General features: G+C 71.6%; 24 protein-coding genes. 17 read left to right on the forward strand and 7 right to left on the reverse strand.

All coding sequences use genetic code 11. The features are described 5' to 3' along the window. Nucleotides 1-156: 156 nt before the first annotated feature. Nucleotides 157-1,107 (forward strand): alpha/beta fold hydrolase, encoded by a 951-nt coding sequence (locus Q5762_RS01670; protein ID WP_315890060.1) that lies wholly within the window; start codon nucleotides 157-159, stop codon nucleotides 1,105-1,107. A 91-nt stretch (nucleotides 1,108-1,198) separates the two neighbouring features. Here the strand turns inward: Q5762_RS01670 and Q5762_RS01675 are convergent, their stop codons facing one another. Continuing rightward, nucleotides 1,199-1,741: an MOSC domain-containing protein gene (locus Q5762_RS01675; protein ID WP_315890061.1), complete on the reverse strand. Its 543-nt coding sequence runs from the start codon at nucleotides 1,739-1,741 to the stop codon at nucleotides 1,199-1,201. 82 nt (nucleotides 1,742-1,823) lie between these two features. On the opposite strand from Q5762_RS01675, the gene Q5762_RS01680 reads away from it, so the two are divergent. Both Q5762_RS01680 and Q5762_RS01685 read left to right on the forward strand, forming a co-directional pair. Next, a complete protein-coding gene (locus Q5762_RS01680; RefSeq protein WP_315890062.1) occupies nucleotides 1,824-2,525 on the forward strand; it encodes a 4'-phosphopantetheinyl transferase superfamily protein in 702 nt (233 codons plus the stop codon). A gap of 120 nt (nucleotides 2,526-2,645) precedes the next feature. Next, nucleotides 2,646-3,824 carry an ROK family transcriptional regulator gene (locus Q5762_RS01685; protein ID WP_315890063.1) on the forward strand — a complete coding sequence of 393 codons (1,179 nt, stop codon included), beginning with the start codon at nucleotides 2,646-2,648 and terminating at the stop codon, nucleotides 3,822-3,824. A 27-nt stretch (nucleotides 3,825-3,851) separates the two neighbouring features. On the opposite strand, the gene Q5762_RS01690 is transcribed toward Q5762_RS01685, so the two are convergent. Further along, nucleotides 3,852-4,136, reverse strand: coding sequence for a hypothetical protein (locus Q5762_RS01690; protein ID WP_315890064.1), 285 nt, complete (start codon nucleotides 4,134-4,136; stop codon nucleotides 3,852-3,854). A 784-nt stretch (nucleotides 4,137-4,920) separates the two neighbouring features. Here Q5762_RS01690 and Q5762_RS01695 point away from each other — a divergent pair. The 6 genes from Q5762_RS01695 to Q5762_RS01720 all read left to right on the forward strand — a co-directional run bounded on the left by Q5762_RS01695 (nucleotide 4,921) and on the right by Q5762_RS01720 (nucleotide 10,150). Next, nucleotides 4,921-6,099 carry an ATP-binding protein gene (locus tag Q5762_RS01695; protein ID WP_315890065.1) on the forward strand — a complete coding sequence of 393 codons (1,179 nt, stop codon included), beginning with the start codon at nucleotides 4,921-4,923 and terminating at the stop codon, nucleotides 6,097-6,099. Next, on the forward strand, nucleotides 6,096-6,497 hold the full coding sequence (locus Q5762_RS01700) for a roadblock/LC7 domain-containing protein (RefSeq protein WP_315890066.1): 402 nt from the start codon (nucleotides 6,096-6,098) through the stop codon (nucleotides 6,495-6,497). The genes Q5762_RS01695 and Q5762_RS01700 overlap by 4 nt, the downstream gene beginning before the upstream one ends. After that, nucleotides 6,494-6,871, forward strand: coding sequence for a DUF742 domain-containing protein (locus Q5762_RS01705; RefSeq protein ID WP_315890067.1), 378 nt, complete (start codon nucleotides 6,494-6,496; stop codon nucleotides 6,869-6,871). The genes Q5762_RS01700 and Q5762_RS01705 overlap by 4 nt, the downstream gene beginning before the upstream one ends. Then, entirely contained in the window at nucleotides 6,846-7,439 is a 594-nt protein-coding gene (locus Q5762_RS01710) for an ATP/GTP-binding protein (protein WP_315890068.1), read from the forward strand. Before Q5762_RS01705 ends, Q5762_RS01710 begins: the two co-directional genes overlap by 26 nt. Nucleotides 7,440-7,447: 8 nt before the next feature. Beyond that, nucleotides 7,448-8,797, forward strand: coding sequence for a cytochrome P450 (locus tag Q5762_RS01715; RefSeq protein ID WP_315890069.1), 1,350 nt, complete (start codon nucleotides 7,448-7,450; stop codon nucleotides 8,795-8,797). A 246-nt stretch (nucleotides 8,798-9,043) separates the two neighbouring features. Then, the gene (locus tag Q5762_RS01720; protein ID WP_399494266.1) at nucleotides 9,044-10,150 is read left to right on the forward strand and encodes a tryptophan dimethylallyltransferase family protein; all 1,107 of its coding nucleotides are present in this window, start codon (nucleotides 9,044-9,046) and stop codon (nucleotides 10,148-10,150) included. On the opposite strand, the gene Q5762_RS01725 is transcribed toward Q5762_RS01720, so the two are convergent. Further along, the gene (locus Q5762_RS01725) at nucleotides 10,147-11,481 is read right to left on the reverse strand and encodes an FAD-dependent oxidoreductase (protein WP_315890071.1); all 1,335 of its coding nucleotides are present in this window, start codon (nucleotides 11,479-11,481) and stop codon (nucleotides 10,147-10,149) included. The genes Q5762_RS01720 and Q5762_RS01725 overlap by 4 nt on opposite strands. A 305-nt stretch (nucleotides 11,482-11,786) precedes the next feature. Between Q5762_RS01725 and Q5762_RS01730 the strand changes: the two genes are divergently transcribed. The 5 genes from Q5762_RS01730 (at nucleotide 11,787) to Q5762_RS01750 (ending at nucleotide 16,441) form a co-directional block, all read left to right on the forward strand. Beyond that, a complete protein-coding gene (locus Q5762_RS01730; protein WP_315890072.1) occupies nucleotides 11,787-12,593 on the forward strand; it encodes an endonuclease in 807 nt (268 codons plus the stop codon). Nucleotides 12,594-12,734: 141 nt separating this feature from the next. Continuing rightward, nucleotides 12,735-13,985: a serine hydrolase domain-containing protein gene (locus tag Q5762_RS01735; RefSeq protein ID WP_315890073.1), complete on the forward strand. Its 1,251-nt coding sequence runs from the start codon at nucleotides 12,735-12,737 to the stop codon at nucleotides 13,983-13,985. Nucleotides 13,986-14,036: 51 nt separating this feature from the next. Continuing rightward, nucleotides 14,037-14,378, forward strand: coding sequence for a helix-turn-helix transcriptional regulator (locus tag Q5762_RS01740; RefSeq protein ID WP_315890074.1), 342 nt, complete (start codon nucleotides 14,037-14,039; stop codon nucleotides 14,376-14,378). Beyond that, a complete protein-coding gene (locus Q5762_RS01745; RefSeq protein WP_315890075.1) occupies nucleotides 14,375-15,571 on the forward strand; it encodes a hypothetical protein in 1,197 nt (398 codons plus the stop codon). Before Q5762_RS01740 ends, Q5762_RS01745 begins: the two co-directional genes overlap by 4 nt. A 90-nt stretch (nucleotides 15,572-15,661) precedes the next feature. Next, nucleotides 15,662-16,441, forward strand: coding sequence for a hypothetical protein (locus Q5762_RS01750; RefSeq protein ID WP_315890076.1), 780 nt, complete (start codon nucleotides 15,662-15,664; stop codon nucleotides 16,439-16,441). On the opposite strand, the gene Q5762_RS01755 is transcribed toward Q5762_RS01750, so the two are convergent. From Q5762_RS01755 to Q5762_RS01770, 4 genes are all read right to left on the reverse strand, one after another. After that, nucleotides 16,433-17,032, reverse strand: coding sequence for a DUF998 domain-containing protein (locus tag Q5762_RS01755; RefSeq protein ID WP_315890077.1), 600 nt, complete (start codon nucleotides 17,030-17,032; stop codon nucleotides 16,433-16,435). The genes Q5762_RS01750 and Q5762_RS01755 overlap by 9 nt on opposite strands. Before the next feature lie 101 nt (nucleotides 17,033-17,133). After that, nucleotides 17,134-17,937, reverse strand: coding sequence for a pyridoxamine 5'-phosphate oxidase family protein (locus tag Q5762_RS01760; protein ID WP_399494196.1), 804 nt, complete (start codon nucleotides 17,935-17,937; stop codon nucleotides 17,134-17,136). Then, a complete protein-coding gene (locus Q5762_RS01765) occupies nucleotides 17,934-19,346 on the reverse strand; it encodes a globin domain-containing protein (protein WP_315890078.1) in 1,413 nt (470 codons plus the stop codon). The genes Q5762_RS01760 and Q5762_RS01765 overlap by 4 nt, the downstream gene beginning before the upstream one ends. Before the next feature lie 229 nt (nucleotides 19,347-19,575). Then, nucleotides 19,576-21,609: a prolyl oligopeptidase family serine peptidase gene (locus Q5762_RS01770; protein WP_315890247.1), complete on the reverse strand. Its 2,034-nt coding sequence runs from the start codon at nucleotides 21,607-21,609 to the stop codon at nucleotides 19,576-19,578. Between the two features lie 348 nt (nucleotides 21,610-21,957). Between Q5762_RS01770 and Q5762_RS01775 the strand changes: the two genes are divergently transcribed. The 3 genes from Q5762_RS01775 to Q5762_RS01785 all read left to right on the forward strand — a co-directional run bounded on the left by Q5762_RS01775 (nucleotide 21,958) and on the right by Q5762_RS01785 (nucleotide 25,412). Beyond that, nucleotides 21,958-22,209: a hypothetical protein gene (locus Q5762_RS01775; protein ID WP_315890079.1), complete on the forward strand. Its 252-nt coding sequence runs from the start codon at nucleotides 21,958-21,960 to the stop codon at nucleotides 22,207-22,209. Between the two features lie 129 nt (nucleotides 22,210-22,338). Continuing rightward, nucleotides 22,339-23,145 (forward strand): HlyD family efflux transporter periplasmic adaptor subunit, encoded by an 807-nt coding sequence (locus tag Q5762_RS01780; RefSeq protein WP_315890080.1) that lies wholly within the window; start codon nucleotides 22,339-22,341, stop codon nucleotides 23,143-23,145. Beyond that, nucleotides 23,142-25,412 (forward strand): NHLP family bacteriocin export ABC transporter peptidase/permease/ATPase subunit, encoded by a 2,271-nt coding sequence (locus Q5762_RS01785; protein WP_399494199.1) that lies wholly within the window; start codon nucleotides 23,142-23,144, stop codon nucleotides 25,410-25,412. The genes Q5762_RS01780 and Q5762_RS01785 overlap by 4 nt, the downstream gene beginning before the upstream one ends. Nucleotide 25,413: the final 1 nt, after the last annotated feature.

Genomic DNA, 25,413 nt, shown 5'->3' on the forward strand with positions numbered 1-25,413 from the left:
TGCGAAGCGGAACCGTGTTCCGTATCGTTAGCGGAGCAACGTTCCGTTTCACTCATCATGGCAGACCGGAACGCGGGCGACCAGTCCGTGACGCCCGCCCTCTCCCGCCCCTCGGCGAACCCACGTCTGCGAAAGCACTGATCGGAAGGCACCTCCATGTCCGCAGCCGCATCCGTATCCGCATCCGTATCCGCATCCGTATCGAAGCCCACGACAGCGCTGGTCTCCGTCAAGCCGGTCGTCCTGTCCGCGCCGGGCCGCGGCGAGGACCTCCAGGTTCGGGTGTCCGCCCCCGCGACCGGCCGCGACCTGCCCGTCGTCCTCTTCTCGCACGGCTTCGGCTGGTCGATGAACGGCTACGCACCGCTGGCGGACCACTGGGCCGCGCACGGCTTCGTGGTCGTGCAGCCCACCCACCTCGACTCCAGGACGCTCGGCCTGCCCGCCGAGGATCCCCGTACGCCGCGGATCTGGCGCATCCGCATCGAGGACCTCACGCGCGTCCTGGACGGACTCGACGTTCTGGAAGCCGCCGTGCCCGGGCTCGGCGGGCGCGTCGACCGCGGCCGTGTCGCCGTGGCCGGCCACTCCTGGGGCGCGCAGACCGCGAGCACGCTGCTGGGCGCGCGGGTCCTCGACTCCGACGGCGTACCCGGCGAGGACCTGTCCGACCCGCGCGTCACGGCGGGCGTGCTGCTCGCACTGACCGGCCTGGGCGACGACCTGACGCCGTTCGCCGCGGAGCACCTCCCCTTCATGAGGCCGTCCTTCGCCACCATGACCGCGCCGGCGCTCATCGTCGCCGGGGACAAGGACCAGTCCCATCTCTCCACGCGCGGACCGGACTGGTTCACCGACCCCTACACGTACAGCCCGGGCGACAAGAGCCTCCTCACGCTGTTCGGGGCGGAGCACTCGCTCGGCGGCATATCCGGCTACGAGGTCGCCGAGACGACGGACGAGAGTCCGGCCCGCGTCGCCCTGATCCAGCGGCTCAGCACGGCCTTCCTGCGCAGCGCCCTCCACCCCGGGGACAACAGCTGGCAGGCGGCGGCCACCGCACTGGCGGAAGAGACCGAGCCGCTGGGGCGGCTGAAGACCAAGTAGGCGGCGCGGGGCAAGTCGGCCCATGCGTCCGTCGGACATGGCCCTAAGGCCCTACGGACCTAAGGGCCTAAGGGCCTAAGGGCCTAAGGACCTACACGCGTTCCAGCGGTCGGTGCGGACCCGGCGGGAGCTCGACGTCGATCCGGTCGCCCGGGCGGACCGTGCCGCCGTGCCGGACGACGCCCATGATCCCGGACTTGAAGGAGAAGTCCCCTGTCGTCGGGTCGAGTTCGAAGACCTCCTTCAGGAGGCCGGTGCGGAACTGGTCGATCTTCGAGCACGGGTTGCGCAGGCCCGTCACCTCGACGACCGCCGTCGCACCGAGGTGCAACAGGGCGCCGGTGGGCAGGCCGAGGAGGTCGATCCCCCGGGTGGAGACGTTCTCGCCGAGCTGGCCCGCCGCGACGGCGAAGCCCTTGGTGGCCAGTTCGTCGAAGAGTTCCTCGTGCATCAGGTGCACTTGGCGCAGGTTCGGCAGGTCCGGCTCGTACGTCATACGGAACTGGTGCCGGATCGTCTCCCCCGCGTGCACGTCACCCTCGACACCGAGGCCGGCGAGCAGGGTGATGTCCGGGCAGTTCGGCTTGCTGAAGGAGTACGTCCCGTTCCTGCTCACCGCCGTGACCCGCGCCATGCCCATCCCCACGCCTTCCCCCCAACGCACCCGTCCTCGAACCCGGTCAAGTCTACGGGTCGCGACTTCATAGACTGTCGCCATGACGACCCCGCCGCGCCCGCTCCCCCGCGTCTCACGGCAGGACCCGCTTCCGCCGCCCGGCCCCGGCGACGCGCCGCACGTGTGGCTCGCCAGGACGCCGGACGACGAGGTCGACGCGGAGCGCGCCGGCGTGCTGGACGCCGGGGAGGTGGCCACCGCCAGGGGGTTCCGCAACGGCTCGGACCGCCGTACGTACGTCGAGGTGCACGTCGGGCTGCGCGTCCTGCTCGGGGCCTATCTGGGGATGAGCCCCCGCGACGTCCCGCTGGTGCGCCGGCCGTGTGTCCGGTGCGGTGAGCCGCACGGACGGCCCGCGGTCGAGGGCGACCCGATCCACTTCTCCCTGTCGCACACCGACGGGCTCGGGCTGCTCGCCTTCGCGGCGAGCCCGGTCGGGGTGGACGTGGAGAAGGTCCCGACCCCGGAGACGGTCGCCGAGATCGCGCCGAGCCTGCACCCGCGCGAGACACAGGAGTTGACGGCGTGGCCGCTGCCGGACCGCCCCCGTGCCTTCGCCCGGACCTGGGCCCGCAAGGAGGCGTATCTGAAGGGCATCGGTACGGGACTGAGCCGCGGGCTCGCCCTCGACTACCTGGGCTCGGCCGAGCCCTGCGCGGCCCGGCTGCCCGGCTGGCACATCACCGACATCCCCGTCGGCCCCACACACGTCGCGGCCGTGGCCCTGGCCGTTCGGCCATGAAGTGAAGTTCAGCGCAGTGCCGTGCAGTGCAACCACCCCGCGCTCACGCGGTCACGCGCTCGCCCGGACCATCAGGAATCGCGTGCCGGGAGGGGTCCCGCCGTGCGCCAGAATGACCGGATGACCAGCAAAGACGAGGGTGGAGAGCAGGCGATCTGGAACCCGCAGCGCCTGCGCAGCGGGAACGAACGGTTGCTGCTCGCCCTGCTGCGCTCGGGCGGGCCCGCCTCCCGGGCCCAGCTCGCCCGGACCACGGGACTGTCCAAACCCACGGTGTCCAGCGTCCTTGCCTCGCTGGAGAAGACCGGACTCGTCCGGGAGGCCGGTGTCCACACGCCCGAACGCGGCCGGACCGCCGTGCTCTACGCCCCCGATCCGACCGCCGGCTACGCGCTCGGCATCGACATCGGCCGGGCCTGGCTGCGCGTCGCCCTGTCCGACCTCGACGGCACGGTCGTGGCCCGTACGGAGGTCCGCAACCAGGCCCGGACCTCAGGGCCGATGGCGGACCTGGTGGTCGACACCGCCCGGCAGCTGGTGGGCAGTTCGGGGGTCGCACCGGACAAGGTCGTCCAGGCCGTCGTCGGTACGCCCGGCGTGTACGACGAGGAGCGCCGGAGGGTCCGGCTCGCGCAGCATCTGCCCGGCTGGGGGCGCCCGGGACTCTTCGACCGGATGCGCGAGGGGCTCGGCCTGCCGCTGGCCGTCCACAACGACGCCAACCTCGCGGCGCTCGGCGAGTACACGGTCGGCGTCGGCGCGGGCAGCAGGCTCTTCGTCTACCTGATGATCGGCACCGGCCTGGGCATGGGCGTCGTGAGCGAGGGCCGGCTCTTCACCGGCGCGCACGGCGGCGCGGGCGAGATCGGCTTCCTGCCCTGGCCCGAGTGCAAGGGCCCGGGGACCCATGAGGAGCAGGTCGCGGGCGACGCGGTGGTCGCGGCGGCGCGGGCCCACGGCACGACCGGGCCCCTCACCGCGAAGGACGTCTTCGACGCGGCCCGAGCCGGCGACCCGGCGGGTGTGAAGGCGGTCGAGCTGGAGGGCGAGCGTCTCGCCCACACCGTGGCCGCCGTGTCCGCTGTCCTGGACCCCGACCTCGTGGTGCTGGGCGGCGGCGTCGGCCACAGCGCGGATCTGCTGCTGGGTACGGTACGCGGCACCCTGCGGACCCTCACCCCGATCCGCCCTCGCGTCGCGGCGAGCACCCTCGGCGAGGACGCGGTGCTGCACGGCGCCCTGGCCATAGCCCTGGACACCGCGCGCGACGTCGTGTTCGAACGGCGCCCGCACCCCTAGGGGTGTACGACGGGGTCGGCCTCCTGCTCAGCCGAGCTGGTTGAACGAACCGCCCTTGAACAGGCTCGTGCTGACGCGCCGCAGGTCGAAGGGGGTGTCCCGGACACCCGTGCCCGCGAAGGTCTTCGTGGCCGGCTCGTAGGCGATGAGGTCGTTCTTCCGGTCGCCGTCGTAGTCGCCGGAGCCGATCAGCTCGCTGTAGCGGCCCCAGCCGCCGCCGACGCGGATGCGGCCGGTGAAGGTGCCGTCGCCCTTTTGGCGCCGGCGGGCAGGCCGGTGACCTGGCGGCTGGCGGTGGCGGTGTGCGTCCACAGCGTGGCACCGGACTCAGGGCTCAGGGTGGTGAAGACGGCCCGACCCGCGATGCCCATCGCGTCCGTATTGCTCCCGGGGAGAGTGAACGTGGCGCCTGTCGCCATGTTCACGGCGGACCTGGTGTTCTCCTCCAGGTACAGGTCCCCACCGACCGTCTCCGTGAAGCCGATCCGGGAGGTCGTGCCGTCGGCGTAGCTCGTCCAGTAGATCGGGTCGCCGGTGCCCTCGTTCTCGGAGAGGAAGCCGGCCGTGCCGGCGCTCAGGACCTCCGAGTTGAACTCCATCCGGGCCACGCCGTCCTGGACTTGGGACGTCCCGGCCGACGGGGCGGAGACCGCGCCCGGGACCGCCACGGCCGCGGGGACGGTCAGCACCCCCGGCGCCGAGGGTCACGGCGAGGACGGTGGCCACCGAGGCGGCGACGCGGCGGCGCGGAGTACGTACGGAAACCAAGCTTCCTCCTGGGAAGAACCGGTTGCCACGCGCTTGGGCGCATAGCCACCGTCATGCCACCTGACCAGGGGAAAGGGTTGTACGAGAGATCACGTCCAGGGGCCGAGACGGTGACTCGCCGATGAACCTGGGGTGTACGGACACGGCGCTGCGGCGGACTGTCGAGCACAAGGGGGAAACCCGCCAAAGGCCACCATCGGGGCCCCTCCTGACGATCGGTCACCTGTTCGCGCCCGGTGCTAAGATCACCACGCTTGCGGACCGGTACGTGGGTGCAAGCATTTGACGGAAATTCAGCAACGACCGTCAGTCGCCTGAAGAGAGCCTTATGACGTCTTACGTACAGAACCCAGTCCTCTGGGTCCTCGTGGCAGCCACCATTGGCGCCGTAGCCGTAATTGTTCGCCAGCGCAAGGCGATACGGACTTTACGGCAGGCCGCCGAGGAGCTCAAGGCCCACTACTCCGAGTTGGAGAACAGCTACTCGAAATCCGTCGAGGACGAGAAGGAACGAGCCCAGGACTCGACCAAGTCGGTCCTCAAGTCCGCGATGCGGACGCTCCAGGGTCTCGCCGCCGAACAGCAGTTGGTCATCTCCGGACTGCAGAACAAGTACGGCGACTCCGTCATTCTGCGGGACCTCCTGGAAATCGACCACACGAACTCGCAGTTCGGCCGGCGCGCCCAGTCCATCGCCGTGCTGTGCGACGGCTGGCTCGGCCGTCACCGCGAGATCGCCTCGGTATATGACGTGGTCCGCAGCGCCCAGGGCCGGATCCGGCACTTCCGGCGCGTGGAGATCCTCTCGCAGGTCGACTTCGGCATCACCAGCCGCGCCGTCGAACCGGTCGCGCTGGCACTCGCCGAACTTCTCGACAACGCCACCAGCTATTCCAGCCCGGACACGGTGGTCGAGATCAATATCCGTACCGTGCCCAAGGGCATTTGCATCGTCGTCGACGACGCCGGTGTCGGAATGAACGACGAGGAGCGGGCCCGGGCCGAGAAACTCCTGTCGACCGAGCGGGTCTCCGGTGTCTCCGGACTCGGCAGCCCGCCACAGTTCGGTTTCGCCGTGATCGGTGTGCTCTGTGAGCGCTTCGGATTCGAGGTGTCCGTGGATTCCAGCTCTCCGTACGGAGGCGTCCGCGGCGTTCTCCTCGTGCCGCACGACCTGCTCACCGGAATGCCGGAGAAGAAGGCCCCGGCCCCCGCGCCGGCCGCCACCGCGGCCGCGGTGGTGACGGAGCCGAGCGGCCCCGCGCCCGTGGCGGCCACGGCCACCACCGACGACGGTCTGCCGCGGCGCCGCCGCAAGCGGCCGATGGCCATCGTGCCCGGCGGCGAGCCGGCCGCGGCCGCGCCGTCGCGCTCCGGTGCGGAGACCGCCGCGATCATGGGGGCCTTCCAGCGGGGCACGCAGTCCGGTCGGGCCGCCCGCCCGGACTCGGCGGACCAATCGAGCGGCACACGTGATGCGAGCAGCGAAGGGCATGAGGTCTCGTGAACGACGATCTGTCATGGATGCTTGACAGCGCCTTGGAGATACCCGGGGCCCTGCACGCGGTCCTGGTCTCCGCGGACGGCCTGCTGATGGCCCGGACGAGGGACTTCGAGAAGGACAACGCGGACACCGTCGCCGCCGCGATGAGCGGCATGCAGTCGCTCAGCCGCTCGCTCGGATTCTTCGTCGAGCCGGGGCGACTGCAGTGGCGTCAGACGCTGGTCGAGTTCGACGGCGGCTGGGTCTTCCTGATCTCCGCGGGTGAGGGCGCCTATCTCGGTGTCTCGGCCTCGCCGGACGTCGACATGCAGGACATCACCTTCCGGATGCAGCAGCTCGTCGGTCAGCTGGGCAAGGCCCTGACGACCCCGCCGCGCGAGAACCTCGGCGTCCGCTCATGAGCCGATTCGACGAACGGGAGCCCGAGGCGGCGGAGTTAGTCCGTCCGTACGTCATCACCAAGGGGCGCGGTCTGCCCGACGAGGAGCAGCTGTCCCTGGTGACCCTGGTCACCGCGTCGGCCGACCACCAGCAGCGCCCGACCAGGCTCTCCCCCGAGGAGCAGAGCCTGCTGGACCTGTGCACCGCCGGCTATCTCTCGGTCGCCGAGGTCGCGGGCCACACCCGGCTGCCGATCGGCGTGGTGCGGATCCTGCTCTCCGCCCTCACCGAGGGCGGCTACCTCATCACCCGCCCTCCCGTGCAGCGTGCCGCGCTCGCGGACCGAGACATCCTCGAGGAGGTCCTGAATGGGCTCCGCGCCAAGTTTGGGTGAGCAGGCGTACGTTCGGGACGGCGCGACGCAGACCGCCGTCAAGATCCTCGTCGTCGGCCACTTCGCCGTCGGCAAGACCACGTTCATCGGTGCGATTTCGGAGATCCCTCCGCTGACCACCGAGGAGACGATGACCCGCGCCGGCGAGTCCTTCGACGACCTCAAGGGCGTCCGGTCCAAGACCACCACCACGGTGGCCATGGACTTCGGCCGGCTGACCATCAGCGACCGGGTCGTGCTGTACCTGTTCGGGACGCCCGGTCAGCAGCGTTTCGTCCAGATGTGGGAGGACATGGCACGCGGCGCGCTCGGCGCGCTCGTGCTCGTCGATCCCGAGCGGCTCGCGGACTCCTTCGCCGTCATCGACCTGATCGAGCAGTACGGCCTCGACTACGCGATCGCCGTCAACCACTTCGACGGCACGCGGGACCGCGAGGACCGGGCGCTGCGCGAGGCGCTGGACCTGCTCGACGACACACCGATCGTCACCTGCGACGCGCGCGACGAGAAGTCCTCCGCCGACGCCCTGATCACCCTCGTCCGCTACTTGCTCGAACGCGCCCCCTAGGAAAAGACATGGAAGCTCGACCCACCACCCCCGTACCTCCGCCCGGGTGTCCCGCCCACGCCGACGGCGGCCGGGTACCGCTGCACGGGCCGGAGTTCCAGGCGGATCCGCAGGCGTACTACGCGTATCTGCGCCACTTCGGCCCGACGGCGCCCGTGGAGCTCGCTCCGGGGGTGGAGGCCACCCTCGTCACGGACTACGCGACGGCGCTGCAGCTCCTCCAGGACTCGGGCTCCTTCCGCAAGGACGCGCGCCGCTGGCGGGATCTCAACGAGGGCCACATCAGCCCGGACAACCCGGTCGTTCCGGTGCTGGCGTACCGGCCCACCTGCATGTTCAGCGACGGCGCCGAGCACCTGCGGCTGCGGCAGGCGATCACGGACAGCATGGCGCGCGTCGACTCGCGCAAGCTGGGCCGCATCACGGAACAGGTCTCCGAGTACCTCATCTCGCAGTTCGGCGCCCGCGGCTCCGCCGATCTGCTCGGCGACTACGCCAAGCAGCTGCCGCTCCTCGTCTTCAACGAACTCTTCGGCTGCCCGGCCGACATCGGCGACCGCGTGCTGTTCGGCATCAGGGGCATGTTCGACGGCGTCAACGCCGAACGGGCGGTCGAGGTCCTGTTCGGTGCCGTCGGCGAACTCGTGGCGCTGAAGCGTGCCCGGCCGGGCGAGGACGTCCCGTCGTGGCTGATGCAGCACTCGGCGCAGCTGACCGACGAGGAGATGGTCCATCAGATCGCGCTCCTCCTCATAGCGGGCAACGAACCGCTGCGGAACCTCATCGGCAACACCCTGCACCGGCTGCTCACCCATGACGCGTACGCCCACAAGGGCGGGCTGATCGACGAGGCGATCGACGACACGCTGTGGGAGAACCCGCCCATGCAGAACCTCGCGGCGCACTATCCGGCGGCCGACATGGAGTTCGCCGGGCAGAAGCTGCGCGCGGGCGATCTCGTGCTGGTCAGCTTCGCGGCCGCCAACACGGGGCCGGCGCTGACGGCCGCGCGCCAGTCCGGCAGCAACCGGGCCCATCTGGCGTGGAGCGCGGGCCCGCACGCGTGCCCGTCCAAGGACCCCGCCCGGCAGATCACCGTCACCGCCATCGAGAACCTCCTCAACCGGCTCCCCGATGTCGAACTCGCGGTGCCGGAGGAGAGCCTCGTCTGGCGCCCGGGCCCGTTCAACCGAGGCCTCGCCGTGCTGCCCGCCCGGTTCACGCCGGTCGAGACCGTGCGCCGGAACACCGCGCAGGCGCACCCCGAGGCGCCCGCGCGCCCGGAGGAGGCGGAGGCGGGTCGCAAGCGCGAACGCGGGGGAATGTGGAGCCAGTTCCTCACCTGGCTGGCGAAGTGACAGACGCAACTCCCGTTGTCTCCCGCCAGGGCATGAACGCTTTCCCACGGGGGTAGTGAGCACGGCGTTGTTCAGGCGTGCTCATGAGGCGAAGGAAGTGTCGTGGACCACATATCCACTGATACCGGTTTTGTTCCAGGCTCCACCCCGTTCGACCCCCTCGATACCCGCCCCTCCGGGCGGGTATCTTCCTGGGCTCTCTCACGCGTTACGGAGACGCTCGGCGGTCACACCGCGAGACAGACCCTGCGGCTCTGCGAGGCCGCGGGGTTGAGCGGGTCCGACTCCGCCGAGTACGCGCGGACGCTGCTCTCGGCACTGGGCCCGATCGGCGAGCGGCCGCTCGAATTGCCCGCCCCGGACGACTCGTTCCTCTCGGACGACCACACGCCGGTGGAGTTCTCGCTCGCCCTCACACCGGATGGGAACCCGACGCTGCGGGTACTGATCGAGCCGGGATGCGGCGCCCCCGGCCTCGCGCAGAACGGCCGCAGGGGGCTTCGGGCCGTCCGAGAGATGGCGCGGCGCTGGGGTGTCGACACCTCGCGCCTCGACGACCTGGAAGACCTGTTCTTCCCACCGAACCCGCGGGGGCCGCTGGCGCTCTGGTGCGCCCTGGAGCTGGTCCCCGGCGGCGTGCCCAGGATCAAGGTGTATCTGAACCCGGCGGCGTCCGGGCAGGAACGTTCCGCCGACACGGTACGGGAGGCCCTGCGCCGGCTCGGCCACCGGCGGGCGTTCGCTTCGCTGCCCGAGGGCGACCGTCTGCTGTTCTTCGCCCTGGATCTGGGCGACTGGGACGAGCCCCGGGTGAAGGTCTACCTCGCGCACCACGACCTGTCGGCCGCGGAGGCGGCGGACCTCTCCCGGGTGGACGGTGGTCCCGGTCCGGCGGAGATCGCGTCGTTCTTCCGCCTGGCGGCCGGCCACGACATCGACGGGCCCGAGTCCCCGGAAGGGCGGGACCAGCGGCTCGACCGCCGTCCCGTCCAGTCCTGCCACGCCTTCACCGAGACGGCGAGCGGCCGGCCGAGCGGCTTCACGCTCTACATCCCGGTCCGCGACTACGCCCGGCACGACGGCGAGTCCCTCGACCGGGCGGTGGCCGTGCTCGGGCGGCACGGCATGGACCCCGACCCGCTCGTCCGCTCGCTGTCCGCCGTGACCTCGCGACGGCTGCGGGACGGCGTGGGCCTCATCGCGTACGTGGGGCTCGCGCACCAGGAGGGCAGGCCGCGGCGGGTGACGACCTACATCTCCTCGGAGGCGTACGACGTCAGGCCGCCGGCCCTCGCGGCCGTGTCCTCCCCCGGGCGCGGGGCGTCCGCCGGGACACCCGCCACCCGACGCTAGACGTTCTGCGGCACCCGGAGTTCCTGCAGATAGGCGCCGACATCCACCTGGACGGAGGCGCCTTGGGTGCGACCGTAGCGCTCCTCGATGCCGTTCAGGTACGTGGCGATCTCGTCGCGCATGACGTCCGCGGTCGGCAGGGGGACCTCGCCCTCGACGGCCCGCGCCACCCAACGCGCCTGGGCCTCCACCAGGCGCGTGATCGCCCCCACGGGACGGATCAGGCCGACGAAGTACAGGCCGGGCCGGCCGGGTGCCACCACGCGCTTGTAGAGCTCGACGACACCCTCCTTCCCGTCCGTAGGACACCCCGCGGGCAGGAAGGGGAAGGCCATGCGGAACCCGGTGCAGTAGACGATCGTGTCCGCCTCCTCCACGGTGCCGTCGGTGAAGGTCACCCGGTCGCCGTCCAGGCGGTCGATCTCGGGCTTGGGGACCACCCCGCCGTGCCGTATGCGGCTGAGGATCTCGTCGGAGATGGTCACGGCCGAGGAGAAGAGCGGGTGGTCGGGCTCGGGCAGCCCGTAGTCCGACAGCCGCCCACGGGCCACGAGCAGCGCCTGCCCGACGAAGGCGCGCTTCTCGGGGAGGGTCATCTCGTGCCACCACGGCGCGTCGGCGATCAGGTCCACGGACATGCCGAAGAGCTGCTTGGGCACGATGTGCAACGCACGGCGGATGGACAGCAGCGTCCGCGCGGCGTGCCGGGACAGGTCGGACGCGATGTCCACGCCCGAGGCCCCCATGCCCACGACGACGACCCGCCGGCCCGCGTAGTCGCTGCCGTCGAGGTAGTCCATCGAGTGGAGAATCGATCCGGCGAAGGAGTCGGCGCCGGGCGGAAGCGGCCGGGGCAGCACCGCCTCGGTGTTGTGGCCCGAGGCGACGACCACATGCGGGAAGCGCCGTTCCGTCACCTCTCCTCCCGCGTCGCGGCTGGTGACCGTCCAGGCGCCGTCGCCGTCCTGGCGCACGGCGAGCACTTCGGTGCCCAGTTCGACGCGGTCCAGCAGTCCGGCCCACTCGGCGAACGACCGCAGATAGGTGGCGACTTCGCGGTGCCCCGGATAGAGGGGCATGTCGGCCGGCATCGGAAAGTCGGTGTACCCGGTGAGCTCTTTGGCGTTGTTCAGGTGCAGTGACAGGTAGGCCGGGCCCCGTTCGCCGGCTCCCGGCTGACGCCAGATGCCACCCACGTCCGGTGCCTTCTCCAGACAGACGAAGTCGATCCCCCGGGCCGACAGCGCGTGCGCGGTCGCAAGCCCCGACAGGCCCGCGCCGATGACACACACGGTCGGGTCGGCGGGGCCGCCGACGCGTGAGTCGACCACGTATCCCTCCACAAGCACACCATCCGTCCTCACACCGGGCCACAGCCACGGCCGCGCCCCCGGGCGGGCGCCCGGAGTGATCACGATACCGATCAGGCTTTCGGGGCGAGTTGCCGCGGTGGCGGGGAGCGGCGGCGGGCCGTGCCGTATGCGAGAACGTCACGAAAAAGCCTTCTCCGGGTTACACGACGGCTCCCGAACCCGTGCGACGCTCCCGCTTGCACGAAGTCAACACGCGTAGATCGCCGCGGCGTTGAGCAGATCGCCGCGGCCGGCGCGTGCCGCCCCCCGCGAAAGGTCCCCCCATGTCCGTTCTGCGCATAGGCAGATGGAAGGCCGTGGCCGCGGCGATATCCGCCGTGCTCGTCGGCCTCACGCTTCCCACGGTCGCCGCGACGCCGGCGAGCGCCACCACCACCGCGTACGACAGCACGTACTACAAGAACGCGATCGGCAAGACCGGCCCGAGCCTCAAGTCCGCGCTCCACACCATCATCAGCGGCAACCAGAAGCGGATCTCGTACGACGCCGTCTGGAACGCGCTCAAGGTCACCGACCAGGACCCGAACAACAGCGCCAACGTGATCCTGCTCTACAGCGGCACCTCGCGCAGCAAGTCGCTCAACGGCGGCGACGTGGGCGACTGGAACCGCGAGCATGTGTGGGCCCAGTCCCACGGCAACTTCGGCACCTCGGCCGGCCCCGGCACGGACCTGCACCACCTGCGCGCCGCCGACGTCCAGGTCAACAGCATTCGCGGTAACAAGGACTTCGACTTCGGCGGCAGCGCGGTGAGCGGAGCGCCCGGCAGCTACACGGACGCCAACTCCTTCGAGCCGCGCAACGCCGACAAGGGCGATGTGGCCCGCATGATCCTCTACATGGCCGTCCGCTACGAGGGTGACGACGCCTGGGCCGACCTGGAGCCGAACGAGTCCACCTCCAACGGCAGCGTCCCGTGGCACGGCCGGCTCTCGGTCCTGAAGCAGTGGAACGAGCAGGACCCGCCGAGCGCCTTCGAGGAGCGCCGGAACGACATCATCTTCGGGACCTACCAGAGCAACCGCAACCCGTTCATCGACCACCCGGAGTGGGTTGAGGCGATCTGGTAGCCCGCCGCCCACAGGCCGGGCCCGCACCTCGGGCGTGGGCCCGGCCCCCTGGCGGACACGCTCTGCCCCGCTTGGGCCCGTATAGCCCACTGCACGGAGTGTTCCGACGGTTCGTGCGGAGCTTCCCGCCATAGTGCGGGCATGACACACACCCCCACCCCGAGGCGCCCGCGCGCTCGTGCGGCCACCCGTGCGGCCCTCCTCTGCGCCGCCCTCGCCGGCCTCACGGTCCAGGCCACCGCCGCCGCGCCCGCGTTCGGCGAGGGCCCCGACGGTCGCGGCGGACGCGACTGCGTGCGGACCGAGCGCCCGCGCGACCCGAAGGCCCGGCAGGTCCTGGACGTCACGCGCAAGGCCAAGGACGACCTCGACCTGAACTCCGTGGAAGTACGGGTCACCGTCGACGGGCGCGAGGTCGTCACCGACGCGCTCGGCGAGTCCATGACCGGCGTCCCGGCCGAGCCGGGCATGCATTTCCGCGCCGGATCCGTGGCCTTCGCCCACATCGCCACGGGCCTGCTCCAGCTGGTCGAGGAGGGCAAGGTCCGGCTCGACGACACCGTGGAGCGCTGGCTGCCCGACCTCCCCAAGGCCGACAAGATCACCCTGCGGATGCTGGCCACCAACACCACCGGCCTCCACGACTACGTCACCGACCCGAAGTTCCTCGCCGAGCTGGAGGCCCGCCCCTTCCGCGCGTGGACCCCGAACGACCTGCTCGCGTACCCCCTGAGTCACCCGTTCTGGTACGAGCCGGGGACCAACTGGAGCTACTCCCACGCCAACTACCTGCTGCTCTCCCTCGCCCTGGAGAAGATCACCGGCGCCGGGATCGACACCTTCATGAAGGAGCGGGTCTGGAAGCCCCTGGGCCTTCGTGACACGCAGAACAACTTCACCCCGGAGATCCCGCGCCCGGCCCTGCACGCCTTCACATCCGAACGTGGGCTCTACGAGGAGTCCACCTTCTGGAACCCGTCGTGGACCACGGCGCCCGGCGCGGTGATCACCACCGACATCTGCGACCTGGCCCGCTCGGCGCAGGCCGTAGGCAGCGGTGAACTCCTCTCGCCCGATTCCTACCGCACGCTGCTCGATCCGGGCACGGTCGGCCTCGGCCACGCGACCGACACCTGTCCCGCCACGATCTGCCTGACGCAGACGGAGGCCGCTCACTTCGGTCTCGGCGTGCTCGTGGTCAACGGATGGGTGGTCCAGAACCCGTCGTTCTCCGGGTACGCGGCGATCCAGGCGTATCTCCCGTCGAAGGGGCTCGCCATCGCGGTCTCCACCACCAAGACCGCGACCGCGCCCGACGGCAACACGGCCGAGGTGATCGCCGAGCGCATCTCGGACAAGCTCGCCCCGGGCAATCCCCTGATCCTCGGCTGACGCCCGCGCACGGCTTCCGTCCGCCAACTCTATCTATATAGAGTTAGTGGCATGACCCGTTTCCGACGCCCGTCCGCGCAGACCACGGCCGTGGTGCTCGCGCTGGCGGAGCAGCCCGCCGCCTGGCGGTACGGCTACGAGCTCTGCCGCGGCCTTGGCATCAAGCCCGGCTCGATGTATCCGATCCTGATGCGCCTGACCGACCGGGAACTGCTGGAGACCGCCTGGGAATCCGACGTCCCGGCCGGCCGGCCGCCACGCCACCTGTACCGGCTGACCGGGGCCGGCCGGGCGCTGGCCACCGAGCTCGCCGCCGGCGCCCCCGCGCCCGAGCCCACCACCGAGAGGGCCTCCGGCCCGGCCCGGCTGAAGACGGGGTGGCAGGGGGCGTGAGCTGGACACTGCGTACCTTTCAGACCGTCACGACCTGTGCCATCGCCACGGTGTGGGCGGCCTTCTTCGTCGTCGCTCTCCTGACCGCCGATACGCTGCCCACACCGGACACGGCCGTCGCGCAGCTGGTGCTCCCGCCGCTGCTGTGGGTCCTCGCCGCACGGTTCGTCCTCCGCCACTGGTGGTCCGCGACCGGCGCCCGGATGGCAGCGATGGACGGGCCCGAGCGGCTGCTCACGGCCGCCGCCGCGGCCCTGCCCGCAGGCCGCCGCGAGTGGGGCGTGGCGATGGCCGCCGAACTGGCCGGGGTGGAGGGGCGGTCGGACCGGTGGCGGTTCGCGCTCAGCAGCCTCCGGGCCACGCTGTGGCTGCGACCGGCAGGCGGACGGCCGGTGCTCGCTCTCGTCACCGTGGCCGTCGTCGCCGCCACGGTGGCCGTCGGGCCGATGGCCGGCGCCGCGGTGCCGGGGCTCGACGTGTTCGCGGCGACCTTCACCGGGCTCGTCGGCGCGATGGTGGTCCTGGCCGTCGCCCGCACCCGCCGACCGAGGCTGCCGGTGCCCGTACCGACCCTCCTGGTGACCGCGGGCGTGGCAGCGGCGATCACCGTGACCGTGGTCTTCCTGCGCCGGGAGCCGGCCGCGGCCGCGCAACTACCGCCTGCGGCGGCGGTGTACCTCGCCGCCGTCCTGGCCGGTTGCCTGTGGATCGCCCTCGCGTCCCCCCGTTGGCTGGGCACGGACCGGCTCGCGCCGCACCTCGGGGCCACCGCGGCCGTTCTGTTCGTGGCCTGGTTCCTGCTGCTGATCCGCACGGAAGGCGCGGAACCGCCCCTCGCACTCGTCCTGTTGCTCGTGGTCGTCCTTCCACTCACGCCGGTCGCCGTCTTCCTGATCCCGGCCTTCGCCGCGCGGCGCGGCGGCCGGTCGTTCCGCTCCGGGGTGCAGGCCGCCGTCTGGACGGCGGCCGTCGCCATGCCCCTCACGTACGCCCTCTGGCTGCCGGCGGCGTTGCGCCAGTACGCGATCGACGGCACGCTCCTGGTCGGCGAACGTGCCCCCGTCGGGGCGAACCTGACCGATGCCCTGATCTTCGCCCTCGGCATCTTTCCGGTGCTCGCCCTCACGCTCGGGGTGATCGGCGCCGGACTCGGCGCCCGTGGGAGAGCGACGTCGCAACCGGCGCCCTGGTAGGACCCGCCGAACGTCGGGGCCGGAATTCCGGTGGATCCGGTCCCGACGGCGTTCACCTGCGGGAGGGTCGCTTCGGGCAGCATGGGCACCATGAACTCGGAGCTCCCGCCGCCGCACGGAATGAACGTCGCCCATCCGGCCACCCTGTTGCACTCGGCCGACGTCATGAACGCGAAGACGACCCTCCTCGAACTCCTCGCCCGCACGGGCGTACCCGTGGACGAGGCCGGGCAGCTCGTCACGCTCATCGAGGCGGGCGCCCTCGCGGAGGCGTACGGCGAGATCGCCGGGGCGGGGGCGAACGTCCCGGCGGGGCAGGGGCAGCGGTACGCCTCCGGGTGGCTCGACGGCGCCCGGACCGTCGGCGACGCGCTGCTCCGCAGGGCCGACCGCGCCGTGCGGGAGGCCCTCGGCCCGGAGGTGCCCGTCCCCGAAACCTCGCACGTCCACCCGCCGGTCGGCGGGGTGGAGGTGGAACGGGCGAAGGTGGCGGTGACCCAGCTCTATCTCACGCTCTCGCACGTCTCGGAGCTCGACCCCGAAATGTCGGACGACGTCCTCGTCACCGTCCTGTCCACGATGAGCACCGCCGAGCGGGCCGGCTACACCGGCCGCCTCGACGAGTTCGCCGAGGCCCGGCGTGAACGGCTGACGTGGCTGTACGCGGAGTACGGACCCGGCAGTGACGTCTCCATCCACGGCCGGTACTCCCTGCTCCACTCCCCCAGCAGTGTCGCCGTCCTCGAACGCCTCGTCGCGGCACCGTCCGCGCTGCGGGAGGAGTGGGAGAGCTCGGAGCTGCCGCCCGTCTGGCTGGAGGGTCTCGCGAAGGCCTGGGACGCCTCTCCCGGCGCGGATCCGTCAGCGTGAGGCCACGTCCTGGTCGGAGAAGCGGAGGCAGGAGGCGACGACCACGAAGGGCCACACCGACTGCATGCAGGTCACGAAGCGTTCGGCGGCGCCGGGAGTGCCCCCGCGGTGGATCTCGACCAGGAACCAGAGCGCGCCGAGGGCCATCAGGCCGGTCGCGGTGAGCGCGGGCACCGGCCGCAGCCCCCAGGGCGCGGTTCCGTGGCGCCGGGCGGCCAGGACCGGCCACATCGCCAGGAGCGCGAAGCCGATCGCGGCGACCGAGCCGTGGCGCAGGGACCCTCCGCTGCTGGGCGCCGGAAGCAGCGCCACCACCAGGGCCGTCACCCCGCCGGCCGCCAGCGTCAACCGTCCGGCCCGCGCGGCCGGGCGCAGCGCCCAGGCGGTCAGCAAATGGCAGATGCCCAGGGCGAGCAGAGCACCGGTCATCACCCAGAACCCCTCGGCCCCGTAGGCGGCCAGGACGCTGATCGTCTGGGTGGCGGGGTCGTACGTGGGTCCCTCGAGCCGGGCCGCGATCAGCCAGCCGCCGGCCAGCAGGACAGGGGCGCACCCCGAGGAGACCAGAGCCCACCGCGGAACAGGTCGCATCGGCCCACCGTAAGCCGATCGGTCGCCGCCACCGCGCGGACGCGGGCGGGCCGGAGTCCGAACGGGTGGCGCGGAGTCCGTACCCCCTCCCGGTGTGCCCGTCAGGCAGTCACGTTTCTGCGGAACCAGCCATGGAACTCACGCTCCTCGGCTTCGGTGGCGGCGCGCTGCTCGGCCCGCTCCAGCACCTTCTCCGCCTCCGCCCGCCAGGCCGCCGCGTCCGCGCGCGGCGGGGGCAGGTAGGGGCCTCGGTCGGTCGCGTCGGCGGCGGAGCCGAAGAAGTCGCCGCCCTTGCGCCGGTAGTCGTCCGTTCCCCAGGCGCGGCCGCCGCCGGTCCGGTCCACCTTCTGGAGATGCGGGATGTGCTTGGCGCAGTGGATGTACGCCTCCTCGACCGCGACCTCCACCCACACCAGGGCGCGCCGCCCGGGGACGGGGTCGTACGGCAGCCCCGGATGCGCGCCGCGCATGGTGTCGTCCGGCACGATCCGCGCCCGGCCGTTCACGTGCAGCCCGATGCGGTCCCGCAGGAAGTCCATCATGAGGAGGCCGACGTGGGCGTTCTCCTCGATGTTGCCGAGGCTGGCGTGCACACCGTTGCCCCGGTACTCGGGGTACGCGAGGGTCCGGTCGTCCAGGACGTGGAGGAAGCCGGGCGGGCCGGCCCGGAAGGTGTTGTCGCACTCCCCGTGCCGGTCGGCGGTCGCCAGGAAGAACATCTCCTGCCGGGCCACGAACTCGCGCATCCGCGGGTTGAGCCGGTCGAGGACCTGCTCGTCGTAGAACTTGTCGGCGCGGTCGGCGGTCCCCATGCGTTCCTGGACCATGTGTTCGCCGTCGCTGCCCGGGCGGACGGCGCGGACCGGAGTCGGCTGCCGGTACCCGGTCTGTTCGAAAGTGCTCAATTCCGTGCCCCGACCAGTTCTTCGATGGAGTCGTGCCGTATGCGGTGGGTGGGGATGCCGATGCCGACCAGGGTGTCCACGCCGCGGCGGATCATCCCGGGCGGCCCGGAGAGGTAGGCGTCGTAGGTGTGCCAGGGCCCGTACTGGCAGACGGCGTCCGGAAGTTGGCCGCACAGCTCGCCCTCCGGGCCGTCGTCGACGACCGGCCGGACCGAGAGCCAGGGGTGCGACTGCTGGAGCCGCAGCATGGTGTCGATGTCGTACAGGTCGTGGTCGCGGCGGGCCCCGTAGAAGACCTGGACGGATCTCCGTCTGCCGTGCTGCGCCACGTCCTCGACCAGGGCCTTGATGGGCGCTATGCCGGTGCCGCCGCCGAGGCAGAGCAGTCCGTTGTCGGTGGTGTGGTCCACGGTCATGGAGCCCATGGGCGCGCCGAGCCTGATGACGTGGCCGGGACGGGCCCGGTGCACGAGGGCGTTGGAGACCCAGCCCGCCGGGACGGCCTTGACGTGGAAGGAGAGCAGTCCGTCGGAGCGGGGCGCGGAGGCGAAGGAGTAGTGCCGCCAGACGCGCGGCCACCATGAGGTCTCCAGGGCGGTGTACTGCCCGGCGAGGAAGGGGTACGGCTGGTCGGGGCGGACGGTCACGACGGCGACGTCCGGGGTGCGCATCTCATGGGCGACGACTTCCGCCTGCCACCAGGCGGGGGCGCGCAGCTCGTCCTGGGCCGCCGCGTCGATCATGATCTGGGAGATCGCGGTGTAGGCGCCGACCCAGGCCGCTTCGGTCCGCGGTCCCCAGCTCCGCGGGGCGTAGCGGGCGAGGGCGCCGATGAGGCACTCGCCGACGGCCGGATAGTGCTCGGCCTGGGTGCCGTACTTCCGGTGTCCCCGGCCGAGCCGGGTGAGGTACGCGGTCAGGGTGGCGGGGTCGTCCACATGCGTCGCGGCGGTGAGCAGCGCCGTGAAGAGGCGGTCGCGCTGGGTGTCCATCGCGACCGGGAACATGTCGCGCACTTCCGGGTGCTTGAGGAAGAGCAGCGCGTAGAAGTGCGAGGTGACGGTGTCGGCGATCGGCTCGATCTCGGCGAGCGTGCGGCGCAGCAGCGCGGCGTCGGACGTGTCCTCGGGCGGCTCGGGCGCCGTGCGGCTGGGCTCAGGACGGCTGGGCTCAGGACGGCTGGGCTCCGGCGCCGTACGAGGGGGCGCCGGCTCCGGCGCCGTCCGACGGGGCGGGGGCGCGGGTGCCGTACGAAGGGGCGCGGGCGGGGGCGTCGTCCGGCTGGGCGCGGGCGGTGCGGGCGTCGTGCGGATGGGCGTGGTGCCCGGGCTTCGCCCGAACCAGCCGCCGTCCCGGCCTATGCCGCCTGAGCGCTCGTTGTCGGCCGACGTGGGGGTCGGACCATCCATCGGTTTGCCTCGCCTCGAACGTCTTTCGGTCGGTCTTCGCACATGGGGTCCGAGTGTGCCCCGATTTCCCTCTCCCTTTCGGAATTCGTGGTAAACACCCCCGTCCGCCAGAAAGCACTGCTATATGCGGCTCTCGACAAAGGCACGGGCGTGCGACGGGCTCGACCATACCTCGGGGGCCGGAATCCATAAAGGCACTCCCCGGCCGCACAAAATCTTCGCGGTGTGTTCACCTCCCCCCGAGTCGCTGCCACAGGAAGGTGTGCGTCAGGGCGTTGTTGTGGGCGGCCTGTTCGTTGTCGCCGGCGCCCGCGTGGCCGCCGCCGACGTTCTCGTGGAGCAGTACCCGGTGGCCGAGTTCGCGCAGCCGTGCGGCCGTCTTGCGGGCGTGGCCGGGGTGGACGCGGTCGTCGCGGGTGGAGGTCATCAGCAGGACGGGCGGGTAGCTTCGGTCGGCGGCGAGCCGGTGATAGGGGGAGAGCGCGCGGAGGTGGGGCAGGTCGGCCTCGTCGTCCGGGTCCCCGTACTCGGCGATCCAGGACGCGCCCGCGAGGAGCCGGTGGAAACGGGTCATGTCGAGCAGCGGCACCTGGGCGACGATCGCGCCGAACAGCTCGGGCCTGCGGGTGAGCATCGCGCCCATGAGCAGCCCGCCGTTGCTGCCTCCCGCCGCGCCGAGCATCGCCGGGGTGGTGATACCGCGCGCGACGAGGTCCTCGGCGACGGCCTCGAAGTCCTCGAAGGCGCGCGGCCGGTTCGCCCCGAGGGCGGCCTGGTGCCAATCGGGGCCGTACTCCCCGCCGCCGCGGATGTTGGCGAGTACGTACGTGCCGCCGCGCTCCAGCCAGGCGCGGCCGCGCACGGCTCCGTAACCGGGGGTGAGCGACACCTCGAAGCCGCCGTAGCCGTACAGGAGGGTGGGCCCGGGACCGGATCCGCCGGCCGCGCGGTCGGGGCCGACGACGAAGTACGGCACCCGCGTGCCGTCCTGGGAGGTGGCGAAGAACTGGTCCACCGTGAGGCCGGCCGTGGCGAAGCGCGCCGGGGACTGCTTGAGGATCTCGGTGTCCCCGCCGATCCGGCCCCGGTAGAGCGTGGAGGGCTGCAGGAACCCGGACACGTCGAGGAAGTACTCGTCGGAGGCGTCGGGGTCGGTGTCCACGACGGTGACGGCGGAGAGCGGCGGGACGTCGGTGAGCGGCTCGCGCGCCCAACCGCCGCCTCCAGGGGTGGGGGTGAGGATCTCGATGTGGGTGCTGACGTCGCGCATCGTCTCCAGCAGGAGATGGTGACGGGTCCATGAGTGCCCGGCGAGAGCGGTCCGCTCGTCGGGGGTGAACAGCACCTCCGCGGTGCGGTCGCCCGCCAGGAAGGCGTCGAAACCGAAGGCGAGCAGGGAGCCGGCCCGGTGTCCGAGCCAGTCGGACTTCAGGGTGACGATCAGGTACCGGCGGTGGGCGTAGGCCCGGGCGTCGTCGGGGACGTCGATCTTCACGAGGTCGCCGTCGGCGGTCAGGAGGTACGTCTCGCTGTGGAAGAAGTCCGTCGCGCGGCCGACGAAATCCCGCTCGAAACCTGGGGTGGTGTCGCGCATCCCCCAGGCCGACACGTCCCCGGGCTCGGCCTCGAAGACCACGGCAGCGCTCTCCAGGGGCGTACCGCGGCGCCATCGGCGGACCGTACGGGGATAGCCGGAGTCGGTGAGTGAACCCGGTCCGAGGTCCGTACCGACGAATACGGTGTCGGCGTCGATCCAGCCGATCCGGGTCTTCGCCTCGGGCACGCGGAACCCGCCCCCGACGAATTCCCGGGCGGTGAGGTCGAACTCGCGGACCTCCACGGCGTCTCCGCCGTCGCGCGACAGACACACCAGCGCGAGGTCGTCCTCGGGCCGGCGCACCCGCGCACCGGCCCAGAGCCACTTCTCGCCCTCGGCGGCGGCGAGCGCGTCGATGTCGAGGAGGACCTCCCAGTCGGGTTCGTCCTTGCGGTAGCTCTCCAGCGTCGTCCGCCGCCACACCCCCCGTACGTGCTCGGCGTCCCGCCAGAAGTTGTAGAGGAACGCGCCGCGCCGCGTGGTGTACGGAATGCGGTCCGACGCGTCCAGCACCTCCCGCAGCCGCTCCTTGAGGGCGGCGAAGCCGTCGTCGGTGGTGAGGGCCGCGGCGGTCTCGGCATTGCGCTCGGCCACCCACGCCAGGGCGGCCTCGCCCTCGACGTCTTCCAGCCACAGGTACGGGTCGTCATCGGTCACATCCCGCATTGTGCAGGGGTTCACTCCCCCGCACCTGCCGAAAATCTGCACAACGTGCGCGTGTTGACGTCGGCCCCCTTCACCGTTCCTCGACCGGGGCGGCACGGGGCGCGCCCGGTGGGCCCCGGTCTGTCCGTTAGGTTCCCCGGGCGTTCCGTCACTCCGGAATGTGTTACTCGATCCTGCGAAGAAGATGTCGGTGTTCCGTGAAATTGGCTGCACGGCCGTTTCCCTAGAGACACATCCATTCACGTGTCAGCGTCAACCGAATTGGTCCGGCCACCCGTTCGCATGCTTTGATCGGCCACCTGCGGCCGCAGAAACGGATTCCCCCCAACCAAATGAAGGGTGCGCATCATGCGTCACGACATTGAGACCGCCGAGATCTCCGACGCCGACCTCGACGCCGTTTCCGGCGGTCTCGTCTCCGTCTCCGGTGGCCTCGCCGGCGCCGCGACCAGCGACGTCACCGGCCTGCTCGGCACCGTCGGTTCGCTCCAGACGGTCCAGGGTGTCGAGGCCATCGCCACCGGCGTCCCCGGCCTGGCCCAGGGCCTCACCGGCGTCTCGGTGAACACCTCCGGCATCACCGGTCTCGCCGGCCTCTGAGCCTCAGAGCCTCTGAGCCGAAATACCGCCCATGAACCCCGGAACCGTCCCGGTTCCGGGGTTTGTGGGCACCCCCCTTCCGCGCACCCGCGCGCCCGCCCGATCCGAATGCAGTCGAGGGAATAGTCCGTGCAGTTCCGCCAGAAGGCGCTTTCCAAGCTGCAATCACCCGAAGAACTCGACGTACCCGTGCGTTTCGCCCGCCCCCAGGGACGTCTCGTGCTGGCCGTCACGGTCGTCGTCATGGCCGTCGCGGGCTACTGGGCCCTCACCGGCACGGTCGCGTCCACGCTGAGCGCGCCCGGCGTCCTGACCCACGCCGAGGGCAGCTACCTGCTGCAGAGTCCGGTCGCCGGACAGGTCACCGAGGTCCTCGTCGAGGAGGGCAGGCCCGTCTCCCCCGGCGCGCCGGTGCTGACCGTCCGTACGGACAAGGGTGACCGGCCCGTGCGCGCGGTGGCCGGCGGCCGGGTGACCACGCTGTTCGCCCGGATGGGACAGGTCGTCACCACCGGCGCGGACGTGGCGACGGTGGAGCGGGTGACCGACCCGGACGCCCCGCTGGTCGCGATGCTGTACCTCCCCGGCGACAGCGCCTCGACGGTCCAGGTGGGTGCCTCGGTCGACCTCGCCGTCCAGTCCGCCCCGCGCGGCCGGTTCGGCGTGCTGCGGGGCAAGGTGAAGGCGGTGAGCCGCACGCCCCAGACGAAGGCGCAGATCGGCTCCTTCCTCGGCGACGGCGGGCTCGCCGCGCAGTTCTCCCAGCAGGGCAACCCGGTCGCCGTCCTCGTCTCCCTCGACCGCTCGTCCGCCACCACCTCCGGTTACGCCTGGTCCTCCGAGGAGGGCCCGCCGCACGCGCTCGACTCCGGTACGCCGGTCACGGCCGCCGTCCGCCTCGCAGCGCAGCGCCCCGTCGACTGGCTGCTGCCGTGAGCGCGCCGCCGGAGACCCCGCAGGGGCGGGCCCGCTCCCGCGCCGAGGCCCGCGCCTCGGCGCGCCGGCTGCCGCCCGCGCGACGCCGCCGCCCGCCCGTCCCCACGGGCCGCCGGACCAGGACCGTGCGCACCCCCACGGTGCTCCAGATGGAGGCCGTCGAGTGCGGGGCCGCCGCCCTCGCGATGGTGCTCGGCCACTACGGCCGCTTCGTCGCCCTGGAGGAGCTGCGCATCGCCTGCGGCGTCTCCCGCGACGGGTCCCGGGCGAGCAACCTCCTGAAGGCGGCGCGCGGCTACGGCCTCCAGGCCAAGGGCATGCAGATGGATCTGGCCGCCCTCGCCGAGGTGGCCGCCCCGGCCGTCCTGTTCTGGGAGTTCAACCACTACGTCGTCTACGACGGCATGGGGCGCCGCTTCGGGCGCAGCGGCGTGTACGTCAACGACCCCGGCAAGGGCCGCCGGTTCGTCCCCATGGACGAGTTCGACACCAGCTTCACCGGGATCGTGCTCACCTTCGAACCCGGCCCGGGGTTCCGGCGCGGCGGGCGCAGGCCCGGCGTCATGGGCGCCCTGCCGGAACGGCTGCGCGGCACCTCGGGCACCATGGCCGCCGCCATCGTCTCCAGCCTCCTGCTTGTGGTCGTCGGCGCGTGGGTGCCCGCGCTGAGCCGTACGTACATCGACATGTTCCTCATCGGGAACCAGACCTCGCTGCTGAGCGTGCTGTTCGCGGCGATGGCGACCACCCTCGTCCTCACCGCGACGCTGACCGCCGTGCAACAGGCCAATCTGCTGCGCGGGAGGATCATCGCCTCCACCCTGGGCAGCGCCCGCTTCCTGCGTCATCTGCTCAGGCTCCCGCTCACCTTCTACGCCCAGCGCAACCCGGCCGACCTGGTCCAGCGGCTGCAGACCAACGACGCGGTCGCCGAGACCCTCGCCCGCGACCTGGCCGCGGCGGGCGTGGACGCCGTCGTCGTGCTGCTCTACGCCGTGCTGCTCTGGTCGTACGACCCGCAACTCACCGTCGTCGGCGTGCTGATCGCGCTGCTCAACGTGGTGGCCATGCGGATCGTGATCGGGCTGCGGGCCACCGGCACGCAGAAGCTGCGCGCCGAGAGCGCCCGGCTGACCAACACCGCGTACAGCGGTCTGCAGCTCATCGAGACGATGAAGGCGACCGGCGGCGAGAACGGTTTCTTCCGGCGCTGGGCGGGCCAGCACGCGACCACCCTCGACGTGCAGCAGCGGCTCGGCGTGCCCACCGCCTGGCTGGCCGTCGTGGCACCGACGCTTGCCGCGCTGAACAGCGCGCTGATCCTGATGATCGGCGGGCTGCGGGCGGTCGAGGGTCATCTCTCGGTCGGTCTGCTCGTCGCCTTCCAGGCCCTGGTGACCAGCTTCACCGCGCCGATCACCCGGCTCAACGGCGTGGCGGGCCGGATCCAGGACTTCGCCGCCGACGTCGCCCGCCTCAAGGACGTCGAGAACTTCCCCGTCGACCCCGTCTACACCCGGCGCGAACCACCGGCCCGGACCCGCCGTCTGACGGGCCATGTGGAACTGGACGGGATCACCTTCGGCTACAGCCCCCTGGACGCCCCGCTCCTGAAGGACTTCTCGCTCTCGGTCGGCCCCGGGCAGCAGGTCGCGCTCGTCGGCGGTTCCGGCAGCGGCAAGTCGACCGTGTCCCGGCTGATCTCCGGACTGTACGCCCCGTGGGAGGGCGCCGTCCGGATCGACGGGATGCGTCTGGAGGACATCCCGCGCGGGGCGCTCGCCGCCTCCGTCTCCTTCGTCGACCAGGACGTCTTCCTCTTCGAGGGCACGGTCCGCGACAACATCGCGCTGTGGGATCCCTCCGTCCCGGACGAGGCCGTCGTGGCCGCCCTGGAGGACGCGTCGGTGTACGAGGTGGTCGCCCGGCGGCCCGGTGGCATCCACAGCCGGGTCGAGCAGGACGGCCGCAACTTCTCCGGCGGACAGCGCCAGCGGCTGGAGATCGCCCGCGCGCTGGTGCGCCGCCCCAGCGTGCTGGTCCTCGACGAGGTGACCAGCGCCCTGGACGCGGCGACCGAGCAGGTCATCATCGACAATCTGCGGCGCCGCGGCTGCGCCTGCGTGGTCATCGCCCACCGGCTGAGCACGGTGCGCGACAGCGACGAGATCGTCGTGCTCGACCGGGGCACGGTCGTGGAGCGCGGCCGCCACGCCGAGCTGGTCGCCGCCGGGGGCGCGTACGCCGAACTCGTCAAGGAGCACTGAG

The sequence above is a fragment of the Streptomyces sp. P9(2023) genome (assembly GCF_032436795.1).
Classification (GTDB): domain Bacteria; phylum Actinomycetota; class Actinomycetes; order Streptomycetales; family Streptomycetaceae; genus Streptomyces.

Coding starts and splice junctions, on each gene's coding strand:
- Q5762_RS01685 (WP_315890063.1), top strand. CDS start 2,646: ATGACCAGCAAAGACGAGGGTGGAGAGCAGGCGATCTGGAACCCGCAG.
- Q5762_RS01670 (WP_315890060.1), top strand. CDS start 157: ATGTCCGCAGCCGCATCCGTATCCGCATCCGTATCCGCATCCGTATCG.
- Q5762_RS01710 (WP_315890068.1), top strand. CDS start 6,846: ATGGGCTCCGCGCCAAGTTTGGGTGAGCAGGCGTACGTTCGGGACGGC.
- Q5762_RS01680 (WP_315890062.1), top strand. CDS start 1,824: ATGACGACCCCGCCGCGCCCGCTCCCCCGCGTCTCACGGCAGGACCCG.
- Q5762_RS01750 (WP_315890076.1), top strand. CDS start 15,662: ATGAACTCGGAGCTCCCGCCGCCGCACGGAATGAACGTCGCCCATCCG.
- Q5762_RS01775 (WP_315890079.1), top strand. CDS start 21,958: ATGCGTCACGACATTGAGACCGCCGAGATCTCCGACGCCGACCTCGAC.
- Q5762_RS01735 (WP_315890073.1), top strand. CDS start 12,735: ATGACACACACCCCCACCCCGAGGCGCCCGCGCGCTCGTGCGGCCACC.
- Q5762_RS01770 (WP_315890247.1), bottom strand. CDS start 21,609: ATGCGGGATGTGACCGATGACGACCCGTACCTGTGGCTGGAAGACGTC.
- Q5762_RS01695 (WP_315890065.1), top strand. CDS start 4,921: ATGACGTCTTACGTACAGAACCCAGTCCTCTGGGTCCTCGTGGCAGCC.
- Q5762_RS01755 (WP_315890077.1), bottom strand. CDS start 17,032: ATGCGACCTGTTCCGCGGTGGGCTCTGGTCTCCTCGGGGTGCGCCCCT.
- Q5762_RS01730 (WP_315890072.1), top strand. CDS start 11,787: ATGTCCGTTCTGCGCATAGGCAGATGGAAGGCCGTGGCCGCGGCGATA.
- Q5762_RS01715 (WP_315890069.1), top strand. CDS start 7,448: ATGGAAGCTCGACCCACCACCCCCGTACCTCCGCCCGGGTGTCCCGCC.
- Q5762_RS01740 (WP_315890074.1), top strand. CDS start 14,037: ATGACCCGTTTCCGACGCCCGTCCGCGCAGACCACGGCCGTGGTGCTC.
- Q5762_RS01705 (WP_315890067.1), top strand. CDS start 6,494: ATGAGCCGATTCGACGAACGGGAGCCCGAGGCGGCGGAGTTAGTCCGT.
- Q5762_RS01675 (WP_315890061.1), bottom strand. CDS start 1,741: ATGGCGCGGGTCACGGCGGTGAGCAGGAACGGGACGTACTCCTTCAGC.
- Q5762_RS01765 (WP_315890078.1), bottom strand. CDS start 19,346: ATGGATGGTCCGACCCCCACGTCGGCCGACAACGAGCGCTCAGGCGGC.